The following is a 24,970-nucleotide window of genomic DNA, read 5'->3' as shown; positions in this document are numbered from 1 at the left end:
GCGCCAATTGTCAGTGGTGCCCGCTTTACTGGCTCCCATGGACATCGCGCGGCACCTGGCCCTCATCGACCTGCTGTGCACCCGGGGATTCCCCGCGGAGCACGGCAGGACGGAGCACGGCGAGAGCGGGCCCGGCTACCACATAGCGGAATTACAGACCAGCGGCGACTTCTGGGAGGACGGCGGCGCGCAGCGGGCGGAGACCGAGACGCAGTACGAGGCCGACCGGGACGGGCTCGGTGCGCGGCTCACCGAGCGGTGGGGGCCGCCGGAGCGCATCAGCCTGTACAGCGTGTTCGAACGGACCACGCGGGGCGAGGACACCGGCCGGCCGTGGGCCGCGCTCAGCGGGCATGTGCCCGACCTCGACCTGTGGCGGGCGCCCGGCGCGGACCGCTGGGTCGCCCTCGGCGTCTCCCAGTGGGACGGGGAGCTGCCCTTCCAGCTCCTGGCCGTCGTCACGAACCTGGACCCGCCGTGACCCGCCCCGGATCCAGCACGGCATCGGCCGCCGCGACCCGGCTCCGGTCGTACGCGGCCTCCCGCAGCCGCCCGAACTCCTCGGCCATCGTCTCCGCCGTCCAATGCGCGTTCAGACCGCTGGGGTTGGGCAGCACCCATACGCGGGTGTCCCCGATGCGCCGTTCCTGCGGCCCCACCTGCGCCCGCCGGTCGTCGAACGCCGCACGGTACGCGGTCACTCCGACCACGGCCAGCCACCTCGGCCGCAGCCGCGTCACCTTCGCGGCGAGCAGCCGCCCGCCCTCGGCGTACTCCGCGGCGGACAGCTCGTCGGCCCGCGCCGTCGCCCGTGCCACCACGTTGGTGATGCCCAGCCCGTACGACAGCAACTCCCGCTGCTCCGACGGCTTCAGCAGCCGCGGTGTGAACCCGGACCGATGCAGCACCGGCCAGAACCGGTTGCCGGGGCGCGCGAAGTGGTGGCCCGTCGCGGCCGTCATCAGACCGGGGTTGATGCCGCAGAACAGCACGCGAAGACCGTCCGCGACCACGTCCGGCACCAGACGGTCGCGGGCGGCCTCCAGCTCCGCCCGGGTCAAGCGGGTCAGAGGATCGCTCCGGGGACGTAGCCCGCGGCCTGCGGGTGCTGCTTGACGATCTCCTCGATCCGGCCGACGACCACGCCGACCTGGTCGGCCGCGGCACCCGTGAAGGACAGCTTGTCGGCCATGAGCGTCCGCAACGCCTCCCGGTCCAGCGGCAGCCGCTCGTCGGCGGCCAGCTTGTCGAGCAGGTCGTTGCGCTCGGCGCCCTGCTCACGCATGGCGAGCGCCGTGGCGACCGCGTTCTCCTTGATGGCCTCGTGGGCCACCTCACGGCCGACACCGGCCCGCACGGCACCCATCAGGACCTTGGTCGTGGCGAGGAACGGAAGATAGCGGTCCAGCTCGCGGGCGATGACGGCGGGGAAGGCACCGAACTCGTCGAGCACGGTCAGGAAGGTCTCCAGCAGGCCGTCCAGCGCGAAGAAGGCGTCCGGCAGCGCGACCCGGCGCACCACCGAGCAGGACACGTCGCCCTCGTTCCACTGGTCGCCCGCGAGTTCGCCGGTCATCGAGGCGTAGCCGCGCAGGACCACCATCAGGCCGTTGACGCGCTCGCAGGAGCGGGTGTTCATCTTGTGCGGCATCGCGGAGGAGCCGACCTGGCCCGGCTTGAAGCCCTCGGTGACCAGCTCGTGCCCGGCCATCAGCCGGATCGTCTTGGCCAGCGACGACGGCGCCGCCGCCAGCTGCACCAGCGCGGTCACCACCTCGTAGTCCAGCGAACGCGGATAGACCTGGCCGACGGAGGTGAAGGCGTGCGCGAAGCCGAGGTGCCCGGCGATCCGCTCCTCCAGCTCGGCGAGCTTCGACGCGTCGCCGCCCAGCAGGTCCAGCATGTCCTGCGCCGTGCCGACCGGGCCCTTGATGCCGCGCAGCGGATAGCGGCGGAGCAGTTCCTCGACGCGGCCGTGGGCGACGAGCAGTTCGTCGGCGGCGGTCGCGAAGCGCTTGCCGAGCGTGGTGGCCTGCGCGGCGACGTTGTGGGAGCGGCCCGCCATGACCAGCTCGGCGTACTCGCCTGCCAGCCTGCCCAGGCGTGCCAGGACGGCCACCGTGCGGTCGCGCATCAGCTCAAGGGAGAGCCGGATCTGCAACTGCTCGACGTTCTCCGTCAGATCGCGGGAGGTCATGCCCTTGTGCACGTGCTCGTGCCCGGCGAGGGAGTTGAACTCCTCGATCCGCGCCTTCACGTCGTGCCGCGTGACCTTCTCGCGCTCCGCGATCGAGGCCAGGTCGACGGTGTCGAGGACCCGCTCGTAGTCGGCGATCGCCTCTTCCGGCACCTCGATCCCGAGGTCCTTCTGGGCCCGCAGCACGGCGAGCCAGAGCTGCCGCTCCAGCCTCACCTTCTGCTCGGGCGACCAGAGCGTGGCCAGTTCGGCGGAGGCGTAGCGTCCGGCGAGGACGTTCGGGATGCGGGGCTTGGCGGGAGCGGAAGTCACGTGTACGGAGCATACCGGCTGTCCGGACCCGCTCCGGAGCGCGCATACGCCCACGGACCTGGTGGGGCGGGGTCATGCCACGGTGTCCGCCAGCTCCGCCAGGACCTGGGCGTGGCACATCTCGGGCGCGCACCAGCAGGCGAGGGTCCGGCCGCGCAGCCCCGGCACCAGCTCCAGCAGCCCGGGTCGCTCCAGCAGATACGCCCGGTACATCGCCATGACCTCGGCCCGGGTGCCGTCCCGTCGCTTCGCCGCGGTGTGGTGGGCGAACGGGTTGTACAGCGGATGCCGGGGCAGGTCCCAGCCGCCCAGGGTCCAGCGGCGGCCCACGTACACGACGTCCGCGGGGGCGTTCTCCAGGCGGGGGCCGAAGTCGTGGATCCGGCCCCTGAGGTTGATCACCCGGGTGGTCATGGCCGCGACGCTACGCCGTGGGGCCCTCGTAGGGGAGCAGCTCGGGGCGCTTGGCCGGGCGGCCGTCGCCGGAGGAACGCCCGGTCAGCCTGCGCCCGATCCAGGGCAGCAGGTGCTGCCGGGCGAACCGCACGTCCGCGGTTCGCCGGGTGACCCAGCCCGGCGGCGCCTCGGCGGGCAGCGGAACGTGCCATTCGGTGTCCTCGGCGGCGTAGCCGAGCCTCTGCCAGACGGCCTCGGCGACCCGGCGGTGCCCGTCCGCCGTCAGATGCAGCCGGTCCGCGTGCCACATCCGCGGGTCGGCCAGCGACGGCGCCCCGTACAGGTCCACGACCAGGGCGCCGTGGCGTTCGGCGAGCGCGTCGACGCAGGCGTACAGCTCCTCCATGCGCGGCCGGAACCGCTCGAGGACGGGTCCGCGGCGCCCCGGGCTGCGCATCAGCACGAGCTGCTTGCAGGAGGGCGCCAGCCGTTCCACCGCCTCCGTCAGCAGCCCCCGCACCCGCCCCATGTCGCACCCGGGCCGCAGCGTGTCGTTCAGCCCGCCGACCAGCGTGACCACGTCGGCGTTCATACCGGCCGCCACGTCGACCTGCTCGTCGACGATCTGCCCGATCAGCTTGCCGCGCACCGCGAGATTGGCGTACCGGAACCCGGGGCTCCGGGCGGCCATCCGTGCCGCGAGCAGATCGGCCCAGCCCCGGTAGGAGCCGTCCGGCAGCAGGTCCGACATGCCTTCGGTGAAGGAGTCGCCGACCGCGACCAGGCTGGTGTGCGAGGGATGCGGGGCGGGCGGGGGAGGCACGGGGATCGTCTGCATGGCGTCAGCGATGGTATCCCGCGCACGTACCCGCCGGTCGGTCGGGCCGGGGCCCCGCCGGGCCTCAGGCGTGCTGGCCGAACAGCTCCCGCAGCACGTCCTCCATCGTCACCAGGCCGGCCAGCCGCCCGTCGGTCCCGATGACGGCCGCCAGATGCGTACGGCTGCCCCGCATCGCGGTGAGCACGTCGTCCAGCGGTGTGCTCTCCCGCACGCGCGCGACGGACCGCATGTCCCGCAGCCGCAGCGGCATGTCCCGCGGCGAGGCGTCCAGCGCGTCCTTGACGTGCAGATAGCCGACGATGCGGCGCCCCTCGTCCACGACCGGGAAGCGGGAGAAGCCCGACTGCGCGGACAGCTGCTCCAGTTGCTCGGGGGTGACGCCCACGCGCGCGTAGACCACGTCCGCCAGCGGTACCACCACGTCGCGCACCGGACGCCGACCCAGCTCCAGGGCGTCGTGCAGCCGCTCCTGCGCCCGGTCGTCGATCAGGCCCGCCGCGCCGGCGTCCTTCACGATCTGGGCCAGTTCCGCGTCCGAGAACGTCGCCGTGACCTCGTCCTTCGCCTCGACCCTGAGCAGCTTGAGCAGGGCGTTCGCGAAGGCGTTGACCGCGAAGATCACCGGGCGCAGCGCCCGGGACAGCGCGACCAGGGGCGGACCGAGCAGCAGCGCGCTGCGCACGGGCTCGGCGAGGGCGATGTTCTTGGGCACCATCTCGCCGAGCAGCATGTGCAGATACGTCGCCAGCGCCAGCGCGATCACGAAGGACACGGCGTGGCCCGCGCCCTTGGGCACACCCACCGCGTGGAAGACCGGCTCCAGCAGATGGGCGATGGCGGGCTCCGCGACCACGCCCAGGACCAGCGTGCACAGGGTGATGCCCAGTTGGGCGGCGGCCATCAGCACGGACACGTGCTCAAGGCCCCACAGCACGATCTTCGCGCGCCGTTCGCCCGACTCGGCGTGCGGTTCGATCTGCGAGCGCCGCACGGAGATCAGGGCGAACTCGGCACCCACGAAGAAGGCGTTGACGACGAGGGTCGCCAGACCGATCAGCAGCTGTACGGCGGTCACTTCTCGTCCTCCGCGCTCGCGTCGGTCCCGGTGTCGAGCGGTGCGTGCAGCCGCACCCGGGCGGCCCGGTGCCCGGCGGCGTCGACCACGTCGAGCCGCCACCCGGCGACCTCGATGCGGTCGCCGACCGCGGGAATCCGGCCCAGCTCGGTGGCGACCAGACCGGCCAGGGTCTCGTACGGGCCCTCGGGCGCCCGCAGGCCCACGCGGGCGAGCTGGTCGGTGCGGGCGGCGCCGTCGGCCGAGTAGACGGCCCTGCCCTCCTCGTCGGCCCCGGCGGGGGCGAGGTCGGGCGTCTCGTGCGGGTCGTGCTCGTCGCGCACCTCGCCGACGACCTCCTCGACGATGTCCTCCAGGGTCGCCACGCCCGCCGTGCCGCCGTACTCGTCGATGACGACCGCCATCGTGCGCTTGCCGGAGAGCCGGTCCAGCAGCCGGTCCACGGTCAGCGACTCGGGGACGAGCAGCGGCTCGCGCATCACCTGCGCGACGCCGCAGCGGGCCCGCTCCTCGCCGGGCACTGCCAGCACGTCCTTGATGTGCGCGACCCCGACCACCGTGTCCAGGCCGCCGCGGTAGACCGGGAACCGTGACAGCCCGGTCGCCCGGGTCGCGTTCGCCACGTCCTCGCAGGTCGCCTGGACGTCGAGGGCGACGACCTGGACCCGCGGGGTCATCACGTTCTCCGCGGTGAGGTCGGCGAGGTTCAGGGTCCGTACGAACAGTTCGGCGGTGTCCGCCTCCAGGGCGCCCTGCTTGGCGGAGTGGCGGGCCAGCGCCGCCAGCTCCTGCGGTCCGCGCGCGGAGGCCAGCTCCTCGGCCGGCTCCACGCCGAAGCGGCGCACCACGCGGTTGGCGGTGTTGTTCAGATGCGTGATGAAGGGGCGGAAGGCGGCGCTGAACCAGCGCTGCGGACTGCCCACCCGCCGGGCGACGGCCAGCGGCGAGGAGATCGCCCAGTTCTTGGGCACCAGCTCGCCGACGACCATCAGGAACACCGTGGACAGCGCGGTGCCGATGACCAGCGCGATGGAGCCGGACGCGGAGGACGGGACGCCGAGGGCCCTGAGCGGGCCCGCGATCAGCCGGGCGATGGACGGCTCGGAGAGCATGCCGACCACCAGGTTGGTGACCGTGATGCCGAGCTGCGCCCCGGAGAGCTGGAACGTCAGATTCCGTACGGCCTTGAGGGCGCCGGCCGCGCCCCGCTCGCCGCGCTCGGCGGCGCGCTCCAGTTCGCCGCGTTCCACCGTGGTCAGCGAGAACTCGGCGGCGACGAAGGCGCCGCAGGCGAGCGAGAGCAGGACCGCCACCAGCAGGAGGAGCACTTCGGTCATCGGTTCACCTCCGTCCCATGATCGGCCAGGGCAGGGAGGATCGCTCGATGTCGCGGACTGGGAGGCTCGTCCATGGGCGGACGCTCACACCTTTCGTCACCGGGGCAGGGGGGCCGGGCGGCCCCATGATCCTTCAATAGTAAAGGACGAGCAAAGGGTGCCGGTCGGCGAGAGGGGCCCCGGCCGCCGCCCGCGCCCTTGCGGTGAGTACCCGGCGACCCGCCGCGCATGCCGCGCGTACCGGGCCGGGGTCTGCTCTCGGTGTGGCTGAGGCGCGGGTCGGGGTTTGTCACCGTGGGCCGAGGCGCCTGCTCACAGCGGTTTGACCCAGCGGCGCCAGTGGTCCTCGCGGTGGTAGCCGGCCGCGCCCCAGGGGCGATGGGCCCGCTCGTTGGCCTCCAGGACCATGGCGTCGACCCGTCGGCCGCCGAGGGCGGCGAAGCGCTGTTCGGCCGCTTCGAGCAGGGTGGTGGCGATGCCCTGCCGACGGTGCGCCGGGTGCACGGCAAGCCGGTACGCGGAGCACCGCCATCCGTCGAAGCCCGCGATCACCGTGCCGACGAGGAGCCCGTCGCGCTCGCGCTCGGCGAGGAGCAGCGCCTCGGGGTCCCGTGCGATGAGGCGGCCGACTCCGTCGTGGTCGTCGCTGATGCTGGTGCCTTCCGCGGCCTCGCGCCAGAACCGCAGCACGGTGTCGATGTCGGCCGGGCTGGCGTGGCGGATGTGGAGATCACTCATGCGGCGAGCCAAGCAGAGCGCCCGCCCGCCTGGCGAACCGTTTCCGCGGGCGCGCCGCCCGCGCAGTGAGACGAAGTGAAGCAATGGAGAACGTTGCGCGTCCGGCAGATGAGAGATGCGGTAACTCTCTGTCACGGCGTGCGTGATTTATTCGCTCCTGCCCCGATGGCGCGGAAGGCGTGGACGTAGCGTGAGCCGTCCGTGGGCCACAAGGCCCGAGGTTGCCTCATGAGGGATGGCTTAGCCCTGATGCACGCTGTGGACGGCAGCTCGTCGACATCCACCGGCGGCGTCGCACTCGCCGAGCGTTCGCCCCGACCGGAGTCCGCTTCGAAGCGCGCGACCGCCGGGCGGGGCCGCCCCCGGCTGTACGTCGTCGACGGCATCCGCCTGGTCGCCGCCCTGATGGTGGTCCTGCACCACTACGCCGGCACCAAGCGGGTCGACCGGCCGGGCAACGCGATCTGGGACCGGCCGGTGTCCGACCTGATGCCCACGGTGTTCCGGTTCGCCTCCTTCGGCTGGATAGGCGTCGAGATCTTCTTCGTGATCAGCGGCTTCGTCATCTGCATGTCCTGCTGGGGCCGCACCCCCCGGCAGTTCTTCGTCTCGCGGGTGATCCGCCTGTACCCCGCCTACTGGTTCGGCGTCGTCTTCACCACGGGCGTGCTGGTGGCGCTGCCCGGCGTGTGGGACCGGCTCGCCCTGCGCGACGTCCTGTTCAACCTCACGATGCTCCAGGCCGGCTCGGGCGTGCCGAACGTCGATCCCGTCTACTGGACCCTCTGGTCGGAGCTGCGCTTCTACCTCCTGTTCCTGGTCGTCGTCGCCATGGGTCTGACGTACCGCAGGGTCGTGGTGTTCTGCTGTGTGTGGGGCGCGGCGGCGATGCTCGCGCCGGTCGCCAAGCTGCCGCTGCTGAGTCTGGTGGCCGACCCGAGCGGCGCCTGGTACTTCATCGCCGGTCTCGCCCTCTACCTCATGCACCGCTTCGGCCAGGACCTGATGCTGTGGGGCATCCTGGCCATGGCGTGGCTGATGGGCCAGCGGGAGCTGGGGATGCGCGTGGAGTACGAGGGTGTCTCAAGCTGGCGCGGAGCCGTACTGATCTTCACCGTGTTCATGCTGGTCATGGTGGCCGTCGCGCTCGGCCTCACCGACCGCATCCGCTGGAAGTGGCTGGTCACCGCCGGCTTCCTGACCTACCCGCTCTATCTGATGCACTACGTGGCCGGTACGACGCTGATCCACCGCCTGCGCGACACGATGGACGCCCGGCTGGTGGTCGCGGTCGTGATCGCGGCCTTCCTGGTGCTGAGCTGGCTGGTGCACCGGTTCGTCGAGCGCCCGGTCGCCAAGCTCCTGAAGACCGGACTCGACACCGCGTTCACAAGAGCCGCCCGCTAGGCCCACGTCCGGTCCCCGATACCGGTGTAAGGGGCAATCTCCGGGGTGGCCCGCTTGCCGACGCTAGCGGTCCGGCGCTAGCGTCAGGGGTATGGCCAAGACCCAGCTGAACGTACGGGTGGACGAGGACACCGCCCGGGCCGCCCGCGAGCGCGCCCAGGCCCGCGGCATGAGTGTCAACCGCTACATCGAAGAGCTGGTCCGGCAGGACACCGGGGAGGCCGGCCGCACCTTCGTGGAGGCAGCCGCCGACTTCATGAAGCAGTACGAAGGCGTGTTCGCGGAGGAGTTCGGCGAGGACCGCGGCACCGGCCGCAGCGAAGGCCGGCGCTGATCCGTTGAACGACCTGAGCATCGATCTCGCCTGGCTCCTCATGCTCGCGGAGCAGAAGACCCCGGGGGACCCCCAGGTCACCGACTGGGGCGCGCTGGTCGCAGCGGTCGCCCGGCACCGGGCCGAGATATTCGACGTCCCCGTCTACGAGGGCCCGCACTCCCGGGCCGCCGCCCTGCTCCAACTGCTGATCCACGTGCCCGCGCTGGAGCGCTCCAACGCCCTGTTCGCCTCCGCCGTCGCCTACGCCTATCTCGTCGCCAGCGGTCTGAAGGTCACCACCTCGCCGGAACAGGTCCGGGATCTGGCCCGGCTGGTCAAGGACGGGGAGGCGTCGGTGTCCGACATCGCACGGCGGCTGCACCAGTGGACCCTGTGACCCTGCCCGGCCGACGCCCGCCCGAGCGTGCCCGCTGTGTGCGGACGCCGCTCGGTCACCGCGGCGGGCCCGCGGGCGGGGCCTGCCGGGTCTGGAAGGACGCCGCGTCCCAGGTGCCCTGAAGGCGCGGGGCCAGCCACGTCGGGGCCGCCCTGCGGAACTCGGGCGGTGGCAGGGCGCCGGCTCCGGCCGGCAGGGCACCGAGCAGCGGCGCGCCTGCCACCTGAGGCAGGTCCGCGAGATTGCACCGCGCGGCGAGATCGGCGGACCGGGGCCAGCTGCCGATCACCACCCCCAGCAATTCGACGGCACGCAGGTGCAGTTCACGCGCCGTCAGCTCGGTCGTGTTCAGCGTGCCCAGGCCGGCCGACGCGACCACCAGCACCGGCGCCGCGAGCAGCCCGGCCACGTCCGCCAGGGTGCCGCCCGCCGCGTCGAACCGCACGAGCAGCCCGCCCGCGCCCTCGACCAGCACCAGATCGTGCTCGGTGGCCAGCTTGGCGGCGGCGTCGGCGACCTCGTGCGGGCGCACGGGGGCGAGGCCGGACCGTCTGGCCGCCGTCCACGGTGCCAACGGCTCCGGGTAGCGGGCCAGTTCGGCCGCCGTCACCGGGCCCGCGAGCCGCGCCGCCTCGTCCGCGTCCCCGCGCTCGCCCGGGCCCAGCCCCGTCTGCGCCGCCTTCAGCACGGCCACCGACCGGCCGGCGGCCAGCGCGGCGGCGGCCACCGCCGCGGTGGTGACCGTCTTGCCGACCTCCGTGCCCGTGCCCGTGATCACCAGAACCGGCATCTCAGCCCTCCCGCGCCGCCGCGCACACCGCGGCCGCGATCCGTGCCACGTCCTCGTCACCGGTGACGTACGGCGGCATCGTGTACACCAGATCGCGGAACGGCCGCAGCCACACGCCCGCCCGCATGGCCGCCGCGGTGGCCGCCGCCAGGTCCACCTCGTGGTCGAGCTGCACCACGCCGATGGCGCCCAGGACCCTTACGTCACGCACCCCGGGCAGGTCCGAGGCCGGGGCGAGACCGGCCAAGAGGCCCGTTTCGATCCGCTTGACCTCCGCGTGCCAGTCCTGCCCCAGCAGCAGCTCGATCGAAGCGCAGGCCACGGCCGCGGCCAGCGGATTGCCCATGAACGTCGGGCCGTGCGCGAGGACCGGGACCTCGCCCCGGGAGATCCCCGCCGCCACCCGCGCGGTGCACAACGTTGCCGCCATCGTCAGATACCCGCCGGTCAGCGCCTTGCCCACGCACATCACGTCCGGCGTCACCGCCGCGTGCTCCGCGGCGAACAGCGTGCCCGTCCGGCCGAATCCGGTCGCGATCTCGTCGAACACCAGCAGCACGTCATGCGCGTCGCACGCCTCGCGCAGCACCCGCAGATACCGGGGCGAGTGGAACCGCATCCCGCCCGCGCCCTGCACCACCGGCTCCACGATCACGGCGGCCAGGTCGTCGGCGTGCCGCCCGATCAGCTCGCGCAACCGCTCGGCGTACGCCTCCTCGTACCCGGCCGGCGGCGGATCGGCGAAGACCTGGCGCGGCAGCACCCCGGCCCACAGCCCGTGCATCCCGCCCTCGGGGTCGCACACGGACATCGGCTGCCAGGTGTCGCCGTGGTAGCCGCCCCGCCAGGTCAGCAGCCGGCGCTTGTGAGGGCGGCCGAGCGAGCGCCAGTACTGCAGGCACATCTTGACCGCGACCTCGACCGAGACCGAGCCGGAGTCGGCGAGGAAGACATGTTCAAGCCCGTTGGGCGACATGTCGACAAGGAGCTTCGCCAGCCGGACGGCGGGCTCGTGCGTGAGCCCGCCGAACATCACATGGCTCATCCGCTCCAGCTGGCCCCGCGCGGCCTCGTTGAGCACCGGGTGGTTGTAGCCGTGGATCGCCGACCACCAGGACGCCATGCCGTCGACCAACTCGCCCGAGCCGTCGGCCAGTCGCAGCCGGACCCCGCTCGCCGACGCCACGACGAGCGGTTCGGCGCGCCCGGGCATCGGGCCGTACGGATGCCACACATGCCGCCGGTCCAGTTCCAGCAGCGCGGGGACGTCGAGGTCAGGCATTGGGCGCGAGGTCCGTTCCGGGGCCGCGGCGGCGGACGGCGACCAGGTCGGTGCGCGCCTCGCTCTCCCGTGGCGCGGAGACGGCCGCACCGCACGCGCCCCCGCCCTCGTGCGCCCGGCAGCCCTGCTCGGTGTCCGACCCGTGGCCCTGCTCGGCGTGCGACCCGCAGCCGCCCGCCCGGTGCTCCGGCAGCGTCACCTCGTCGGCGCCCTCCACCACGAACCCGGCGTCCGCGATCATCTCCAGGTCGGCCCTGCCCGCCTGCCCCTCGCTGGTGAGGTAGTCGCCGAGGAAGACGGAGTTGGCCAAGTGCAGCGCGAGCGGTTGCAGGGTGCGCAGATGCACCTCGCGACCGCCGGCCACCCGGACCTCGACGTCGGGGCAGACGAACCGGACCATCGCGAGGATGCGCAGACAGCGCTGCGGCGTCAGGTTCCACTCCTTGGCCAGCGGGGTGCCCTCGAACGGGATCAGGAAGTTCACCGGCACCGAGTCCGGGTCCAGCGCGCGCAGCGCGAAGACCACGTCGACCAGGTCCGCGTCGCTCTCTCCCATGCCCGCGATCAGTCCGGAGCACGGGGACAGCCCCGCCGCGTGCGCCTTGTGCACCGTGTCCACCCGATCGGCGTACGTGTGCGTCGTCGTGATGTCCGCGTACGTTCCCTCGGAGGTGTTGAGGTTGTGGTTGTAGGCGTCGGCGCCGGCCGCGCGCAGCCGCTCGGCCTGGCCGTCGGAGAGCAGACCGAGGCACGCGCAGACCTCGACGCCCTCGTTGCGTTCCTTGATGGTCCTGATCGTCTCGGACACCCGGTCCACGTCCCGGTCCGTCGGGCCCCGGCCGCTGGCCACCAGGCACACCCGCTTGGCACCGCCCGCGAGGCCCGCGGCGGCGGCCTTCGACGCCTCGTCCGGCTTGAGCCAGGTGTACTTCAGGATGCCGGCCGTCGAACCCAGCCGCTGCGAGCAGTAGGAGCAGTCCTCGGGACAGAGACCGGACTTGAGATTGACCAGATAGTTGAGTTTCACGCGCCGGCCGAACCAGTGCCGGCGCACCCGGCCGGCCGCGGCCACCACGTCGAGCAGGTCGTCGTCGGAGGTGGCGAGCACGGCGAGTGCCTCGTCGCGGGTCGGCGGCTCGCGCCGCAGACCCTTGTCCACGAGCGTGTTCAGGAGGTCCATGGGGTCCGATCCTGCCCTGCGGGAGCGGTCCGGGCCAAGGAGGGTTCATACAACGCGGACGGTTCGACGTGTGGGTATGGCCACACAATGGACGGCAGGCGGCCCGAATAGGGTCTGTTCACTGCCTACAAATCACCGGAGGAGCCATGGCGTTCGGCTGGATCGACGAGGAGGCCGAGCTGCGCCGCGGGGCCGGACTCGTACGCACGCTGCGCCCCCGTGCCGCCGACTCGCCGCTCCTCGACCTCGCGAGCAACGACTACCTGGGCCTGGCCCGGCACCCGGAGGTCATCGCGGGCGCCGCCGACGCGGCGCGGGCCTGGGGCGGCGGCGCCACCGGCTCGCGACTGGTCACCGGCAGCACGGAGCTGCACGGCGAACTGGAGCGCGAGCTGGCCGCCTTCTGCGGCTTCGAGGCGGCCCTGGTCTTCTCCTCCGGATACGCCGCGAATCTCGCCGCGGTCACCGCGCTGGGACCGCACGGCTGCCTGATCGTCTCCGACGCGGGCAACCACGCGTCCCTCATCGACGGCTGCCGACTGGCCCGCGGTGTCACCCAGGTGGTCGGTCACGCCCACCCGGACGCGGTGCGCAAGGCGCTGGGCCCGCACGAGGGGCCCGCGGTCGTCGTCTCGGACACGGTCTTCTCGGTCGACGGGGACGCCGCGCCGCTCACCGCCCTCGCCGAGGCGTGCCGGGAGCACGGCGCGGGGCTGCTGGTGGACGATGCCCACGGGCTGGGCGTGCTGGGCGACGGCGGCAGGGGAGCCCCGCACGCGGCCGGTCTCGCGGGCGCCGACGACGTCGTCGTCACGGCCACGCTGTCCAAGTCGCTGGGCAGTCAGGGCGGCGCCGTGCTCGGGCCGGCGCGGGTGATCGACCACCTGGTCAACGCGGCCCGCACCTTCATCTTCGACACGGGCCTCGCGCCCGCGGCGGCGGGCGCGGCGCTCGCGGCCCTGCGTCTGCTGCGCCGCGAACCGCAGCGGGCGGCACGCGCGCGTCAGGTCGCCGCCGAACTGCACGCACGACTGACCGCCGCGGGCCTCCAGGCGGTGCGCCCGGACGCCGCGGTCGTCTCCGTGCGCGCGCCGTCCCCGGAGGAGGCCCTCCGCTGGGCGGACGACTGCCGTGCGGCCGGCCTCGCCGTGGGCTGTTTCCGTCCGCCTTCCGTGCCCGACGGTGTCTCACGGCTCAGGCTCACCGCCCGTGCGGACCTCTCCGGGGCGGACATCGAACGCGCTGTACGGGTGATCGGCGGGGCGCGACCATGAGTCGGCGTGACACGGTCGTGCGCCGCCCGGGCGGAATCGGTCGGTAGCGGTCGGTCGGACGGGGCGGTACGGGGGTCAGCGCAACGCGGCGAGGAAGCCCGCCCAGCTCTCGGGGGAGAAGAGCAGCGCGGGCCCGGCCGGGTCCTTGGAGTCGCGCACGGCGAGCAGTCCGGTTTGCGGACCGGAACGCGGCCGTGCCGTCTCCACGCAGTTGTTGGCTCCCGTGCTGTAGCTGCTGCGCAGCCAGCGCACAGCGGGCAGTTGAGCAGTGGAAGGTACGTTCCGAGGCAGTGCGGTCATGGTGCCTCCTTACGCGCCGTCACCTATCGCGGCGATGTAATCCAACGAGTCCTCGGGCGAAAGGGCGTGGATCTGAAGGGAGTTGAAGGCCTCCGTGTAGGCCTGGAGGTCTTCTTTCCGTTCGAGGTAGAGGCTACTCGTCAGCTGGTCAAGAACTACAACATCCAGATCAGAAGTGCTCCGAAATGAGAAGATAACGAAAGGCCCGGTGATGCCGATGTGCGCTCCGGCGGCAAAAGGCAGCACCTGGAGCCTTACCTGCGGCAGCCGCGCCGCCTCCGTGAGCCGTTGCAACTGCCGTGCCATGACGCCCGGTCCGCCGACCTCCCGGCGCAGCACCGCCTCGTCCAGTACGGCGCTCAGCTCCAGCGGCGGCTCGGAACGCAGCACGTGCTGCCGGGCGAGCCGCACCTCCACCAGCGCGTCCAGCCGGTCCTCGTCCAGGGCGTCCACCGCGGCCCGGGTCACCGCGCGGGCGTACTCGGGCGTCTGCAGCAGCCCGGGCACGACCGACGTCTCCAGCGTGCGCATCCCGCTGGCCTGCGACTCCAGGCTGATGAAGTCCCGGTAGGTGGGCGGCAGCACCCCGCGGTAGGCGTGCCACCAGCGGTGCCGGTCGCCGACGTCCTCGGAACCCGCCAACACCAGCAGCAACTCGCGCAGTTGGGCGTCCCGCACGTCGTACGCGTCGAGCAGCAGCCGCACATCGGTCGGTTTCACGCCACTCGCGCCCGTCTCGACGCGGCTCACCTTCGACTGGTGCCAGCCCACCAACCTGGCCGCCTCACCGCTCGTGAGACCGGCGCCGGTGCGCAGGGCGCGCAGTTCGGCGCCCAGTTTCCGGCGGCGTACCGCGGGACCGTGCTGCATGGGCAACTCCTTACTCCTTACGAGCCGCCCAAATACGGTCTGCCGTCGCAGAGTTCACCGCTTCGAGCGACAGATATATGCATATCTCGGTGGATGCCCCGCGTGACCGGCGCGCTGATGGCAGTCTGGCGGCGAAGCACCAGTCCGGGACCGTACTCGAACCATCCGCTCCGTGTCGGACTGCGGTCCCGTGGGAAAGGGACGACATCGCCATGGCAGACCATCTGGAAGCATCCATCACTCTGCCGAGCGATCCCGCCTCGGTCTCCGCGGCCCGCGCGCATGTGCTGAGCACCCTCGTGGAGTGGGGCCTGCCGGCGGACACGGACGCCGCCGAGACGATCCGCCTCATCGTCTCCGAACTGGCCACCAACGCCGTGCAGCACACCTTCGGCCAGTCACCCACCTTCACGGTCGACCTCGTGCTCGACCGCGACGCGCATCTGCGCATCGGTGTCACCGACAGTCATCCGCGCTTCCCGAAGAGACTCCCCGCGGCCGTCCAGCAGGACAACGGCCGCGGCATGGTCATCATCCGCTGGCTCACCGCCGAAAGCGGCGGCAAGCTGCGCGTCCGGCCCACCCGCGAGGGCGGCAAGACCATCACCGTGGAACTGCCCTGGACCGTGCCGGCCCACCCGGTGACGGCGGTGGGCCGGCAGGAGCCGTAGCCGATCGGGCACGGAGCGGTGCGCAGCCCCGCATGACGTCCGGTCAGCCCCGGCCGGCTATGTGGGGGCTGCGGCGCGGCGGGGGCGGCGGCACCCGCTCCGCCGGGTCAGCCGACCCGGCCGTACCAGACGCTCCGCGTCCAGATCTTCTGCAGCCGCACCACGTCCCCGGTCTTCGGGGCGTGCCAGATCTTCCCATGACCCGCATAGATGCCCACGTGGTAGACGTTGGAGCCCGAATGGAAGAACACCAGGTCCCCGGCCTTGCGGCTCTTGGCCGAGATATGGCGCGACTTGTTGTACTGCTGGGCGGCCGTGCGCGGCAGGCTCTTGCCCGCCTTCTTGAACGAGTACAGCGTGAGCCCGGAGCAGTCGAACCTGCGCGGACCGGTGGCGCCCCACTTGTACGGGGACCCCTTCTTGGACGCCGCGATCCGCAGCGCCTTCGTCGCCGTGGTCGCGGCCTCCGCGTCGGACGCGAGGCCGGGGGCCACGATCGAGCCGCCCACGGCGGCGATGGTCAGTGCCGAGGCCGTACCGGCCCGGGCCATCAGCGACGGGACACGATTGAGCGCAGTCATGCGCAACCCTTCGTCAGCCGCCTGTGAAGGATGACCTGTCGGATTCGGGCTGGCGAAGTTGCCCGGCCGCGTTGCCACGGCTTCACCCCAAGGGCTGCTCGGAGCGGAACAGCGTCCGCTCCGGCGACCCGTCTTGCTCGGGTCCTCCACTCCTGCCGATCCACTCCTGTCGACCGGTCATCCGGGCGGCGGCAGGACTCGGCGTCCGCCCGGACCGCCCCGCCGCGGTGGCGGGGGCTTGTCGTCAGACAGGGATCTTCACTCACAACTGTCCGAAAATCCCAACGGAACCGGGGATGTGTGGCGTTGTTCACCACTCAGCCGTTCGGCTGGACAGTGCTCTGTTCGATACCCGGCCGAGGGGGCTGCGCACCCCCGGACCAGCGCCGAAGCACCTCGGCGCGGCTGTCGACCACTCGCCGTACCCAACTCTTCCGCGCCCGAAAAAGGAAGCCGGGCTACGCCGAACAGGGGTAGACCGTTTGGACCGTTTCAGCCCGTTCTATGACGGCTCGTCGGCTCGTCGGCCCGCCGGAGGCCCAGTGTGCCCGCGTCAGCCCGCGCCGTCGGGCGGCAAGGCGACCCGGGCGGCGCGCCGCTCGCCGTCCAGTACCCGCAGTGCCCGCGCCAGGGTGGCCGTGTGCACCTCGATCTCGCCTCGCGTGTGCATCAGGGCCAGCGCGTCCCGCAGCTCCATCGCGGTGCGCACCAGGGCCTGGGCGGCCCGCAGCCCGTGGTAGGTGTGCTCGGCCCGCGCCGGATTGATCCGGCCGAGCAGGTCGACCGCCTCCAGGTAACGGTCGATCAGCTCGCTCTCGGCCCGGGTCAGCGCGGGCAGCGGCGGCAGTTCCGGCGGCAGCATCCGCGGCTCACCCCGCGTCAGCCGGGCGCGCGGCCCTGCGGCTCGGGATGACCGCGTCCACCAGCCCGTACTCCAGCGCGCCCCGGGCGTCCAGGACCAGGTCTCGCTCCAGGTCCTCGTGGACCTGCTCCGGGGTGCGGCCCGTGTGGCGCGCCAGCATCTCTTCCTGGAGCACGCGTACGCGCGCCAGTTCCGCGGCCTCGATGACCAGATCGCTCGGCTGGCCCCGCACCGGCCGCGCCAGCGAGGGCTGCTGGAGCAGCAGGCGCGCGCCCGGCAGCGTGAACCGCTTGCCCGCGGTGCCGGCCGCGATCAGCACCGCCGCCGAGGAGCCGGCCTGCCCGAGGCAGATCGTCTCCACGTCACAGGTGACGTACCGCATGGTGTCGTAGATGGCCGTCATCGCGCTGAACGAGCCGCCGGGGGAGTTGACGTACAGCGAGATGTCCTGGTCCGGGGCGCGGTGTTCCAGGTGCATGAACTGTGCCATCACGTCGTTCGCCGCGGTGTCGTCGATCGGCGTGCCCAGGAAGACGATCCGCTCCTCAAGCAGCTTCGCGTACGGGTCGAGCGTGCGGGTCCCCGTGCTCGTGCGTTCGGTGAACTCGGGCAGGACGTGGCGGGCGGACGGTCCGGACATGGCATACCCCTCCTCGCGGCGCGGCCGCTTGCGGCGACGCCCTCTGTGGGAAATGTACAGGACGTACAGAGTCCGGGGGAGCCCCGTAAGCTGGGGTCATGGCCTACGAGATTCCGGTGACGCAAGCCAGGGCTGAACTCGCCGACCTGATCAACCGGGTGGTGTACGGCGGTGAACGCGTCGTCGTGACGCGCCACGGCAAGCCTCTCGTCGCCCTCGTCTCCGCCGCCGACCTGGAGCGGCTCGAAGAACTCCCGGAGCCCGCGGACGAGCAGGTCGTCAGCTCGGTCTCCAGCATCCGCGAGGCCGCGGGCACGCCCCGTGAACAGCGCCGCTTCGGCATCGCGGCCGAACACAGGGGCCCAACCGGCTCCTGACCACACTCCTCCGCCGCAGCCCACCCGCCCGGCCGGCGGAGCCAGGCGCCGGCCGAGGACGCCGACTGGCTCCGCCGGCGGTTGCGGGGTGGAGGGGGCGGCGGAGAGCGGATGGCCGAGCGGTATCACCGCGCCCGCGCCGGCAATCGGCTGCTTGCGGGGCACCTCGCGCCGATACCGGCTGCCCGCGCGGCCCGGGCGTCACCGCGCCCGGGCCGGCCCTGGCTGCTCGTGGGTCGTGCGGCGCCGTGGGAGCGGACACGGGTGCGTTCGCGGTCGGTGTTCTCCGGTCGAGTGTCGTGGTCTGCGTCCCCCGTGATCACTCCGGCGGCTGTCCGCGATCCCGGCCGCCGTCAGGTCGCCAGGGCGGCGGCAGACGGGAGTGCGGCCACCGTATGCGGTCCGCTCGGGGTCGGCAGGGTTGGCGCGGAGTCCGTCGTGATGCCGGCCGGGGCGCGTGGCGGCGTCGACGGTGCTGACCGGTGCGCCCGTACGGTCCGGTTAACGTCGTGGAAACTCCGGCGAACTAACCTGCCGGTCCACGCCGTCAGAGGTTCTTGTGTCCCGATTGGGTAAGCTCGCCCCATCTGACCCCGTGTGAGATTCATCCCTGTCGCGGTGGCTGCGGCAACCGGACCCGCACGGTCCGGAGCGAGGACTGTGAGGTGGGACGTGCAACTGACCCCGCACGAGCAAGAGAGGCTGCTGATCCACGTGGCGGCCGACGTGGCCGAGCGGCGCCGGGCCCGCGGGCTGAGGCTCAACCACCCCGAGGCGGTCGCGCTCATCACGTCGCACGTCCTCGAAGGCGCGCGCGACGGACGCGGCGTCGCCGAACTGATGGCCTCCGGCCGCAAGGTGCTCACCCGGGACGACGTCATGGAGGGCGTCCCCGAGATGATCCACGACGTCCAGGTGGAGGCCACCTTCCCGGACGGCACCAAGCTGGTCACCGTCCATGACCCGATCGTCTGAGCGGGGCACGGCCATGATTCCCGGAGAGATCCTGTTCGCCGACGACCCCGTCGTCTGCAACGAGGGCCGCGAGGTCACCCGGCTCACCGTCCTCAACGCCGCCGACCGGCCCGTCCAGGTCGGCTCCCACTACCACTTCGCCGAGGCCAACCCCGGCCTGGAGTTCGACCGCGGCGCCGCACACGGAAAGCGGCTGAACATCGCCGCCGGCACCGCCGTGCGCTTCGAGCCCGGCATCCCCGTCGACGTCGAACTCGTCCCGCTCACCGGCGCCCGCGTCGTGCCGGGCCTGCGCGGGCAGACCGGAGGCCCCCTCGATGCCTGAGATCCCGCGTGCCGCGTACGCCGACCTGTTCGGCCCGACCACCGGCGACCGGATCCGGCTCGCCGACACCGACCTGCTGATCGAGATCGAGGAGGACCGTTCGGGCGGGCCGGGACGCGCCGGTGACGAGGCGGTCTTCGGCGGCGGCAAGGTCATCCGCGAATCCATGGGCCAGTCGCGTGCCACCCGCGCGGACGGCACCCCCGACACCGTGATCACCGGCGCCGTCGTCGTCGACCACTGGGGCATCGTCAAGGCCGACATCGGCATCCGCGACGGCCGGATCACCGGGATCGGCAAGGCGGGCAACCCGGACACGATGGACGGCGTGCACCCCGACCTGGTCATCGGCCCGGAGACCGAGGTGATCGCGGGCAACGGGCGCATCCTGACGGCCGGCGGGATCGACGCGCACGTCCACTTCATCTGCCCGCAGACCGCCGACGAGGCGCTGGCCGCAGGCATCACCACGCTGGTCGGCGGCGGCACCGGACCGGCCGAGGGCTCCAAGGCGACCACCGTGACGCCCGGCCCCTGGCACCTCGCCCGGATGTTCCAGGCGATGGAGCACTACCCGGTCAACGTCGGCCTGCTCGGCAAGGGCAACACCGTCTCCGACGAGGCGATGATGTCGCAGATCCGCGGCGGCGCGCTGGGCCTGAAACTGCACGAGGACTGGGGCTCCACCCCGGCCGTCATCGACGCCTCGCTCACCGTCGCCGACCGGACCGGCATCCAGGTCGCCATTCACACGGACACCCTCAACGAGGCCGGCTTCGTCGGCGACACGCTCGCCGCGATCGCCGGGCGCGGCATCCACGCGTACCACACCGAGGGGGCCGGCGGCGGGCACGCGCCCGACATCATGACCGTGGTCTCCGAGCCGCACGTGCTGCCCAGCTCGACCAATCCGACCCGGCCGTTCACCGTCAACACCGCCGAGGAACACCTCGACATGCTGATGGTGTGCCACCACCTCAACCCCGCGGTCCCGGAGGACCTGGCGTTCGCCGAGTCCCGGATCAGGCCGTCGACGATCGGCGCCGAGGACATCCTGCACGACCTGGGCGCCATCTCGATCATCTCCTCCGACGCCCAGGCCATGGGGCGCATCGGCGAGGTCGTGCTGCGGACCTGGCAGACGGCGCATGTGATGAAGCGCCGCCGGGGCGCGCTGCCCGGTGACGGCCGCGCGGACAACCGGCGGGTACGGCGCTATGTCGCCAAGTACACCATCAACCCGGCGCTCGCCCAGGGCCTCGCCCGGGACATCGGGTCCGTGGAGCGCGGAAAGCTCGCCGACCTGGTGCTCTGGGAGCCCGCGTTCTTCGGTGTGAAACCGCACCTGGTCATCAAGGGCGGGCAGATCGCGTACGCGCAGATGGGCGACGCCAACGCCTCCATCCCCACCCCGCAGCCGATCCTCCCGCGCCCCATGTACGGCGCGATCGGACGGGCTCCCGGCGCCAACTCGGTCAACTTCGTCGCCCCGGCGGCCATCGAGGACGGGCTGCCCGAACGGCTCGAGCTGGGCAAGCGCTGCGTCGCCATCGAGTCGACGCGCGGTGTGACCAAGGCGGACATGAGGGAGAACGACGCACGGCCGCTGGTCCGGATCGACCCCGACAGCTTCGCCGTGCACATCGACGGCGAACTGGTCGAGGCCGCCCCGGCCGCCGAACTGCCCATGGCCCAGCGCTACTTCCTCTTCTGATGTCCAGGGCAGCGCTCCTCGTCCTGGCCGACGGCCGCTTTCCCGCCGGAGGGCACGCGCACTCCGGCGGGGCGGAGGCCGCCGTCACGGCCGGGCGGATCACCGATGCCGTGAGCCTGGCCGACTTCTGCCGGGGGCGGTTGCACACAGCGGGGCTCGTGGCCGCCGCGCTCGCCGCGGCGGCGGTGCTCGGCGCGGAGCTTGCCGCCCTGGACGCGGCGGCGGACGCGCGCACACCGTCGCCCGCGCTGCGTGGCGCCGCGCGCAGGCTCGGCCGGCAGTTGCTGCGGGCTGCCCGGGCGACCTGGCCGTGCGCCGAACTCGACGCCCTGGCCCGGCGGTTCCCCAAGGGGGTGCACCAGCCGGTGGTGCTCGGCCTCGTGGCGCGGGCGGCCGGTCTGGAGGCGGCGGACGCGGCGTACTGCGCGGCGTACGAGAGCGTGAGCGGGCCGGCGACGGCCACCGTGCGGCTGCTGAGCCTGGATCCGTTCGAGGCGACCGGGGTACTGGCCCGGCTGGCGCCGGAGCTGGACCAGGTGGTCGGGCGGGCGGTGGAGGCGGCCTGGCGCGCCGTCGCCGACGGCGTCGACGCCCTGCCGGCGGCGTCCGCGCCGCTGCTGGAGATCATGGCCGAGGCCCACGCCACCCGACCGGTACGGCTGTTCGCGACCTGACCGCGCCCGCTCCAAGCGCCGCTGTGGTGGCCGGTAGCCCGTCCCGGTCCTTTCCGGCCGGGTGTGGTCCCGCGCCGAATCCCCGCCGAAACCGGCACCGTGAAGGCAGTTCTGAAGGAGAGTCGTTCATGCATCTCGATCACACCCAGCACGGCCCGGCCGCCGTCGGGGCCGATGCCCGGCGGGCGGACGGATCGCGGCGGGCACTGCGGATCGGTCTCGGCGGGCCCGTCGGCTCGGGCAAGACCGCCACCGTCGCCGCCCTGTGCCGGACCCTGCGGGACGAACTGTCGCTCGCCGTCGTCACCAACGACATCTACACCCGGGAGGACGCCGAGTTCCTGCTGCGTGAGGCCGTACTGCCGCCGGAGCGGATCACCGCCGTGGAGACGGGAGCCTGCCCGCACACCGCGATCAGGGACGACATCTCCGCCAACCTCGAAGCGGTCGAGGAACTGGAGGACGAGGTGGGGCCGCTGGACCTCGTCCTCGTCGAGTCGGGCGGCGACAACCTCACCGCGACCTTCTCCAAGGGGCTCGTCGACGCGCAGGTCTTCGTCATCGACGTGGCCGGCGGGGACGACATCCCGCGCAAGGGAGGCCCCGGCGTCACCACCGCCGATCTGCTCGTGGTCAACAAGACCGACCTCGCGCCGTACGTCGGCTCCGACCTCACGCGGATGGCCGCCGACGCGAAGGCGCAGCGGGCCGGACTGCCCGTCGTGTTCCAGTCGTTGCGCTCCGAGGAGGGCGTCGCCGAGGTCGCCGCCTGGGTGCGGGAACGGCTCGCCGCGTGGACGGCGTGACCGTGAGCGGGGTGCGGGCCGCCGCGCGGATCGTCGCCAGGCCGGACGGCCGCGGCGGCACGGCGCTGCCCGTGCTGGAGGGGCGGGGCCCGCTGGCGCCGCGGCGCACCCGGGGCAGCGGCACACAGGCCCGGGTCGTGCTCGTCGGGGCGATGAGCGGGCCGCTCGGTGGCGACCGGTTCGCCGTCGAGACACGGGTGGCCCGGGGCGCCCGGCTGCACGTCGGGTCGGCCGCCGCGACCATCGCGCTGCCGGGCCAGACGAAGGGCGAGGCACACTACGACGTGCGGATCAGGGTCGACGACGGGGGCGAACTGCACTGGCTGCCCGAGCCGTTGATCTCCGCGGCCGGCAGCGAGCTGTATGTCACCACCCGGGTCGACCTCGCCGCCGGGGCCCGTCTCGTGCTGCGCGAGGAGCAGGTGCTCGGCCGGGCCGGCGAGGAACCGGGGCGGCTCGGCAGCCGGCTGACGGTGCGGCTCGACGGGCGCGGCGTGCTCGACCAGGAGTTGGCCTGCGGGCCCGGCGCGCCGGGCGGCTGGGACGGTCCCGCCGTCCTCGCGGGACATCGCGCTGTGGGTCAACTGGTCGTCGTACGACCTGAGTTCGCCGGCGACATGCCGGCGGCCCGGCTGCTGGGGGAGGGGGCGGCCGTCATCCCGCTCGCCGGGCCCGCCGTGCTGGTGAGCGCCGTGGCCGCCGACGGACTGCGGCTGCGGCGGGTGCTGGACGAGGCGTCGGCGCTGCTCGACCGGGGCTCTCCGCTCAGCGGGACCTGATCGTCCGGCTATCGGATTGGCAAAGAAGGTCAACGACCCCTGTTCGCGGGCTCCTCACAGGGACGAGGATCTTCCTGACATTCGCATGACATTCACAGCGATGCAGGGGGAGGGCCCACTTGAGGGAGAACAGACCGAAGAACCGTGTGCTCGCGCTCGGTTCGGCCGGAGCGCTCGTCACCGCGACCCTGATAGCCGGCGCCGTATCGGCGCCCACGGCCGCCGCCACCTCGGGACACGGCCAGGACCGCGAGGCCCAGGGCGCCGCGATCGCCGCCGAGCGGGCCGCGAAGGCGGGCATCGACTGGCGGGACTGCCCCGCCGACTGGGGGCTCGTCAAGCCGATCCAGTGCGGCTGGGTCACCGTGCCGCTCGACTACGCCAAGCCGAACGGCAAGCAGATCAAGCTCGCCGTCGACCGCATCGGCAACACGGGCACCCCGCAGGAGCGCCAGGGCGCGCTCGTCTACAACCCCGGCGGCCCGGGCGGCTCCGGGCTGCGCTTCCCGACCCGGGTCACCAACAAGAACGCCGTGTGGGCGAAGGCGGCCAAGGCGTACGACTTCGTGGGCTTCGACCCGCGCGGCGTCGGCCACTCCGCGCCCATCTCCTGCATCGACCCGCAGGAGTTCGTCAAGGCGCCCAAGGCCGACCCGGTGCCCGACTCCGAGGCCGACAAGCTCGCCCAGCGCAAGCTGGCCCGCGAGTACGCGGACGGCTGCTACGAACGCAGCGGCACCATGCTGCCGCACATGACCACGCCGAACACCGCTCGCGACCTGGACGTCATCCGGGCCGCGCTCGGCGAGCGGAAGATCAACTACCTCGGTGTCTCCTACGGCACCTACCTGGGCGCCGTCTACGGCACGCTGTTCCCCGGGCACGTCCGCCGCATGGTCGTCGACAGCGTGGTCGACCCGGCCCGGGACAACATCTGGTACCAGGCCAACCTCAACCAGGACATCGCCTTCGAGGGCCGCTGGCGGGACTGGCAGGACTGGGTCGCCGCCAACGACGCCGCCTTCCACCTCGGCACCACCCGCGCCGCCGTCCAGGCCAAGTGGCTCCAGTTGCGCGCCACCGCCAAGAAGAATCCCATCGGCGGTGTCGTCGGCCCGGCCGAACTGCTCTCCTTCTTCCAGAGCGCCCCGTACTACGACTCCTCGTGGGTGCCGGTCGCCACGGTGTTCAGCAAGTACGTCGCCGGTGACACCCAGGCACTGGTGGACGCCGCCGCCCCGGACCTGTCCGACACCGCGGGGAACATCGCCTCGGAGAACGGCAACGCCGTCTACACGGCCGTCGAGTGCACCGACGCCAAGTGGCCCACCAGCTGGCAGCGATGGGACCGGGACAACACCCGGCTGCACCGCGACTACCCGTTCCTGACCTGGTCCAACGCCTGGATGAACCTGCCGTGCGCGACCTGGCCGGTCAAGCAGCAGACCCCCGTGGACGTGAGGACCGGCAAGGGGCTGCCGCCGGTGCTCATCGTGCAGTCGACCCGGGATGCCGCCACCCCGTACCCGGGCGCCGTCGAACTGCACAAGCGCTTCAAGGGCTCCCGTCTGATCACCGAGCGGGACGCGGGCTCGCACGGCGTGACCGGGCTGGTCAACCCGTGTGTCAACGACCGGGTGGACAGTTACCTGCTCACCGGCAAGGTCGACGCGGCGGACGTGACCTGCGCACCGCACGCCACGCCCAAGCCGTGACCGGCTGAGGGGCGGGGGGGGGGGGGGGCCCGCCCCCCCCCCGCGCGCCGCGCCCCCCCCCCCCCCGGCCGCGCGCGGGTTTGGGAAAACGGCGGGGTGACCCCCCCCCCCCACCGCCAACGCGCCGGGGGCCAGCGCC

The 24,970-nt window shown here is 72.5% G+C and carries 29 protein-coding genes and 1 riboswitch; of the genes, 14 read left to right on the top strand and 15 right to left on the bottom strand.

Annotation, left to right across the window (positions count from 1 at the left end; genetic code table 11):
• Positions 1 to 37: 37 nt before the first annotated feature.
• Positions 38 to 481 (top strand): hypothetical protein, encoded by a 444-nt coding sequence (locus ACIRFL_RS33245; RefSeq protein WP_404035929.1) that lies wholly within the window; start codon positions 38 to 40, stop codon positions 479 to 481.
• Here ACIRFL_RS33245 and mug read toward each other — a convergent pair.
• The 7 genes from mug to ACIRFL_RS33210 all read right to left on the bottom strand — a co-directional run bounded on the left by mug (position 459) and on the right by ACIRFL_RS33210 (position 6,896).
• Positions 459 to 1,022: a G/U mismatch-specific DNA glycosylase gene (gene mug / locus ACIRFL_RS33240; protein ID WP_404036039.1), complete on the bottom strand. Its 564-nt coding sequence runs from the start codon at positions 1,020 to 1,022 to the stop codon at positions 459 to 461. The two genes, ACIRFL_RS33245 and mug, sit on opposite strands and share 23 nt — an antisense overlap.
• 44 nt (positions 1,023 to 1,066) lie before the next feature.
• The gene (gene purB / locus ACIRFL_RS33235; RefSeq protein ID WP_404035926.1) at positions 1,067 to 2,509 is read right to left on the bottom strand and encodes an adenylosuccinate lyase; all 1,443 of its coding nucleotides are present in this window, start codon (positions 2,507 to 2,509) and stop codon (positions 1,067 to 1,069) included.
• A 72-nt stretch (positions 2,510 to 2,581) separates the two neighbouring features.
• On the bottom strand, positions 2,582 to 2,923 hold the full coding sequence (locus tag ACIRFL_RS33230) for a DUF4326 domain-containing protein (protein WP_404035923.1): 342 nt from the start codon (positions 2,921 to 2,923) through the stop codon (positions 2,582 to 2,584).
• 10 nt (positions 2,924 to 2,933) lie between these two features.
• The gene (locus tag ACIRFL_RS33225; protein ID WP_404035920.1) at positions 2,934 to 3,743 is read right to left on the bottom strand and encodes an SGNH/GDSL hydrolase family protein; all 810 of its coding nucleotides are present in this window, start codon (positions 3,741 to 3,743) and stop codon (positions 2,934 to 2,936) included.
• A gap of 64 nt (positions 3,744 to 3,807) precedes the next feature.
• Positions 3,808 to 4,821, bottom strand: a complete 1,014-nt coding sequence (locus ACIRFL_RS33220) for a hemolysin family protein (RefSeq protein ID WP_404035917.1) — start codon at positions 4,819 to 4,821, stop codon at positions 3,808 to 3,810.
• Entirely contained in the window at positions 4,818 to 6,158 is a 1,341-nt protein-coding gene (locus tag ACIRFL_RS33215; RefSeq protein ID WP_404035914.1) for a hemolysin family protein, read from the bottom strand. The genes ACIRFL_RS33220 and ACIRFL_RS33215 overlap by 4 nt, the downstream gene beginning before the upstream one ends.
• A 312-nt stretch (positions 6,159 to 6,470) precedes the next feature.
• Entirely contained in the window at positions 6,471 to 6,896 is a 426-nt protein-coding gene (locus ACIRFL_RS33210; protein ID WP_404035911.1) for a GNAT family N-acetyltransferase, read from the bottom strand.
• Positions 6,897 to 7,124: 228 nt separating this feature from the next.
• Here ACIRFL_RS33210 and ACIRFL_RS33205 point away from each other — a divergent pair, with 228 nt between their 5' ends.
• From ACIRFL_RS33205 to ACIRFL_RS33195, 3 genes are all read left to right on the top strand, one after another.
• Positions 7,125 to 8,303, top strand: a complete 1,179-nt coding sequence (locus tag ACIRFL_RS33205; protein WP_404035908.1) for an acyltransferase family protein — start codon at positions 7,125 to 7,127, stop codon at positions 8,301 to 8,303.
• Positions 8,304 to 8,394: 91 nt separating this feature from the next.
• A complete protein-coding gene (locus tag ACIRFL_RS33200) occupies positions 8,395 to 8,637 on the top strand; it encodes a toxin-antitoxin system HicB family antitoxin (protein WP_404035905.1) in 243 nt (80 codons plus the stop codon).
• Between the two features lie 4 nt (positions 8,638 to 8,641).
• Complete coding sequence (locus ACIRFL_RS33195; protein ID WP_404035902.1) at positions 8,642 to 9,016, top strand: fic family toxin-antitoxin system, toxin component; 375 nt, start codon at positions 8,642 to 8,644, stop codon at positions 9,014 to 9,016.
• 55 nt (positions 9,017 to 9,071) lie between these two features.
• On the opposite strand, the gene bioD is transcribed toward ACIRFL_RS33195, so the two are convergent.
• The 3 genes from bioD to bioB are packed head-to-tail and all read right to left on the bottom strand — an operon-like array spanning position 9,072 to position 12,268.
• Complete coding sequence (gene bioD / locus ACIRFL_RS33190) at positions 9,072 to 9,806, bottom strand: dethiobiotin synthase (protein ID WP_404035899.1); 735 nt, start codon at positions 9,804 to 9,806, stop codon at positions 9,072 to 9,074.
• 1 nt (position 9,807) lies between these two features.
• On the bottom strand, positions 9,808 to 11,088 hold the full coding sequence (locus ACIRFL_RS33185) for an adenosylmethionine--8-amino-7-oxononanoate transaminase (protein ID WP_404035896.1): 1,281 nt from the start codon (positions 11,086 to 11,088) through the stop codon (positions 9,808 to 9,810).
• Positions 11,081 to 12,268 carry a biotin synthase BioB gene (gene bioB, locus ACIRFL_RS33180; protein WP_404035893.1) on the bottom strand — a complete coding sequence of 396 codons (1,188 nt, stop codon included), beginning with the start codon at positions 12,266 to 12,268 and terminating at the stop codon, positions 11,081 to 11,083. Before bioB ends, ACIRFL_RS33185 begins: the two co-directional genes overlap by 8 nt.
• A gap of 146 nt (positions 12,269 to 12,414) precedes the next feature.
• On the opposite strand from bioB, the gene ACIRFL_RS33175 reads away from it, so the two are divergent.
• Positions 12,415 to 13,542, top strand: coding sequence for an 8-amino-7-oxononanoate synthase (locus tag ACIRFL_RS33175; protein ID WP_404035890.1), 1,128 nt, complete (start codon positions 12,415 to 12,417; stop codon positions 13,540 to 13,542).
• Between the two features lie 75 nt (positions 13,543 to 13,617).
• Here ACIRFL_RS33175 and ACIRFL_RS33170 read toward each other — a convergent pair whose 3' ends face one another.
• Positions 13,618 to 13,842 carry a DUF397 domain-containing protein gene (locus tag ACIRFL_RS33170; protein ID WP_404035887.1) on the bottom strand — a complete coding sequence of 75 codons (225 nt, stop codon included), beginning with the start codon at positions 13,840 to 13,842 and terminating at the stop codon, positions 13,618 to 13,620.
• A gap of 9 nt (positions 13,843 to 13,851) precedes the next feature.
• Entirely contained in the window at positions 13,852 to 14,712 is an 861-nt protein-coding gene (locus ACIRFL_RS33165; protein WP_404035884.1) for a helix-turn-helix domain-containing protein, read from the bottom strand.
• A gap of 212 nt (positions 14,713 to 14,924) precedes the next feature.
• Between ACIRFL_RS33165 and ACIRFL_RS33160 the strand changes: the two genes are divergently transcribed.
• Positions 14,925 to 15,383 (top strand): ATP-binding protein, encoded by a 459-nt coding sequence (locus tag ACIRFL_RS33160; RefSeq protein ID WP_404035881.1) that lies wholly within the window; start codon positions 14,925 to 14,927, stop codon positions 15,381 to 15,383.
• Between the two features lie 107 nt (positions 15,384 to 15,490).
• On the opposite strand, the gene ACIRFL_RS33155 is transcribed toward ACIRFL_RS33160, so the two are convergent.
• From ACIRFL_RS33155 to ACIRFL_RS33145, 3 genes are all read right to left on the bottom strand, one after another.
• Positions 15,491 to 15,964 (bottom strand): C40 family peptidase, encoded by a 474-nt coding sequence (locus ACIRFL_RS33155; protein ID WP_404035878.1) that lies wholly within the window; start codon positions 15,962 to 15,964, stop codon positions 15,491 to 15,493.
• A 3-nt stretch (positions 15,965 to 15,967) separates the two neighbouring features.
• Positions 15,968 to 16,178: riboswitch (cyclic di-AMP (ydaO/yuaA leader) on the bottom strand.
• Between the two features lie 339 nt (positions 16,179 to 16,517).
• Positions 16,518 to 16,826: a hypothetical protein gene (locus tag ACIRFL_RS33150; RefSeq protein WP_404035876.1), complete on the bottom strand. Its 309-nt coding sequence runs from the start codon at positions 16,824 to 16,826 to the stop codon at positions 16,518 to 16,520.
• A 7-nt stretch (positions 16,827 to 16,833) separates the two neighbouring features.
• Positions 16,834 to 17,466 (bottom strand): ATP-dependent Clp protease proteolytic subunit, encoded by a 633-nt coding sequence (locus tag ACIRFL_RS33145; RefSeq protein WP_404035873.1) that lies wholly within the window; start codon positions 17,464 to 17,466, stop codon positions 16,834 to 16,836.
• A gap of 98 nt (positions 17,467 to 17,564) precedes the next feature.
• On the opposite strand from ACIRFL_RS33145, the gene ACIRFL_RS33140 reads away from it, so the two are divergent.
• The 8 genes from ACIRFL_RS33140 to ACIRFL_RS33105 all read left to right on the top strand — a co-directional run bounded on the left by ACIRFL_RS33140 (position 17,565) and on the right by ACIRFL_RS33105 (position 24,831).
• A complete protein-coding gene (locus ACIRFL_RS33140) occupies positions 17,565 to 17,843 on the top strand; it encodes a type II toxin-antitoxin system Phd/YefM family antitoxin (RefSeq protein WP_404035871.1) in 279 nt (92 codons plus the stop codon).
• A 672-nt stretch (positions 17,844 to 18,515) separates the two neighbouring features.
• Positions 18,516 to 18,818, top strand: coding sequence for an urease subunit gamma (locus ACIRFL_RS33135; RefSeq protein WP_404035868.1), 303 nt, complete (start codon positions 18,516 to 18,518; stop codon positions 18,816 to 18,818).
• 13 nt (positions 18,819 to 18,831) lie between these two features.
• Positions 18,832 to 19,143, top strand: a complete 312-nt coding sequence (locus ACIRFL_RS33130) for an urease subunit beta (RefSeq protein ID WP_404036036.1) — start codon at positions 18,832 to 18,834, stop codon at positions 19,141 to 19,143.
• Complete coding sequence (locus tag ACIRFL_RS33125) at positions 19,136 to 20,857, top strand: urease subunit alpha (protein WP_404035865.1); 1,722 nt, start codon at positions 19,136 to 19,138, stop codon at positions 20,855 to 20,857. Before ACIRFL_RS33130 ends, ACIRFL_RS33125 begins: the two co-directional genes overlap by 8 nt.
• Positions 20,857 to 21,531 carry an urease accessory protein UreF gene (locus ACIRFL_RS33120; RefSeq protein WP_404035862.1) on the top strand — a complete coding sequence of 225 codons (675 nt, stop codon included), beginning with the start codon at positions 20,857 to 20,859 and terminating at the stop codon, positions 21,529 to 21,531. The genes ACIRFL_RS33125 and ACIRFL_RS33120 overlap by 1 nt, the downstream gene beginning before the upstream one ends.
• Positions 21,532 to 21,659: 128 nt before the next feature.
• Complete coding sequence (gene ureG, locus ACIRFL_RS33115; protein WP_404035859.1) at positions 21,660 to 22,337, top strand: urease accessory protein UreG; 678 nt, start codon at positions 21,660 to 21,662, stop codon at positions 22,335 to 22,337.
• Positions 22,325 to 23,116, top strand: coding sequence for an urease accessory protein UreD (locus tag ACIRFL_RS33110; RefSeq protein ID WP_404035856.1), 792 nt, complete (start codon positions 22,325 to 22,327; stop codon positions 23,114 to 23,116). The genes ureG and ACIRFL_RS33110 overlap by 13 nt, the downstream gene beginning before the upstream one ends.
• A gap of 119 nt (positions 23,117 to 23,235) precedes the next feature.
• The gene (locus ACIRFL_RS33105) at positions 23,236 to 24,831 is read left to right on the top strand and encodes an alpha/beta hydrolase (RefSeq protein WP_404035853.1); all 1,596 of its coding nucleotides are present in this window, start codon (positions 23,236 to 23,238) and stop codon (positions 24,829 to 24,831) included.
• The last annotated feature ends 139 nt before the right edge of the window (positions 24,832 to 24,970 follow it).

This window comes from Streptomyces sp. NPDC102462 (genome assembly GCF_044765425.1).
Lineage (GTDB): Bacteria > Actinomycetota > Actinomycetes > Streptomycetales > Streptomycetaceae > Streptomyces.
Note: the sequence above shows the minus strand (reverse complement) of the source record. Positions and strands in the feature narration are given on the sequence as shown.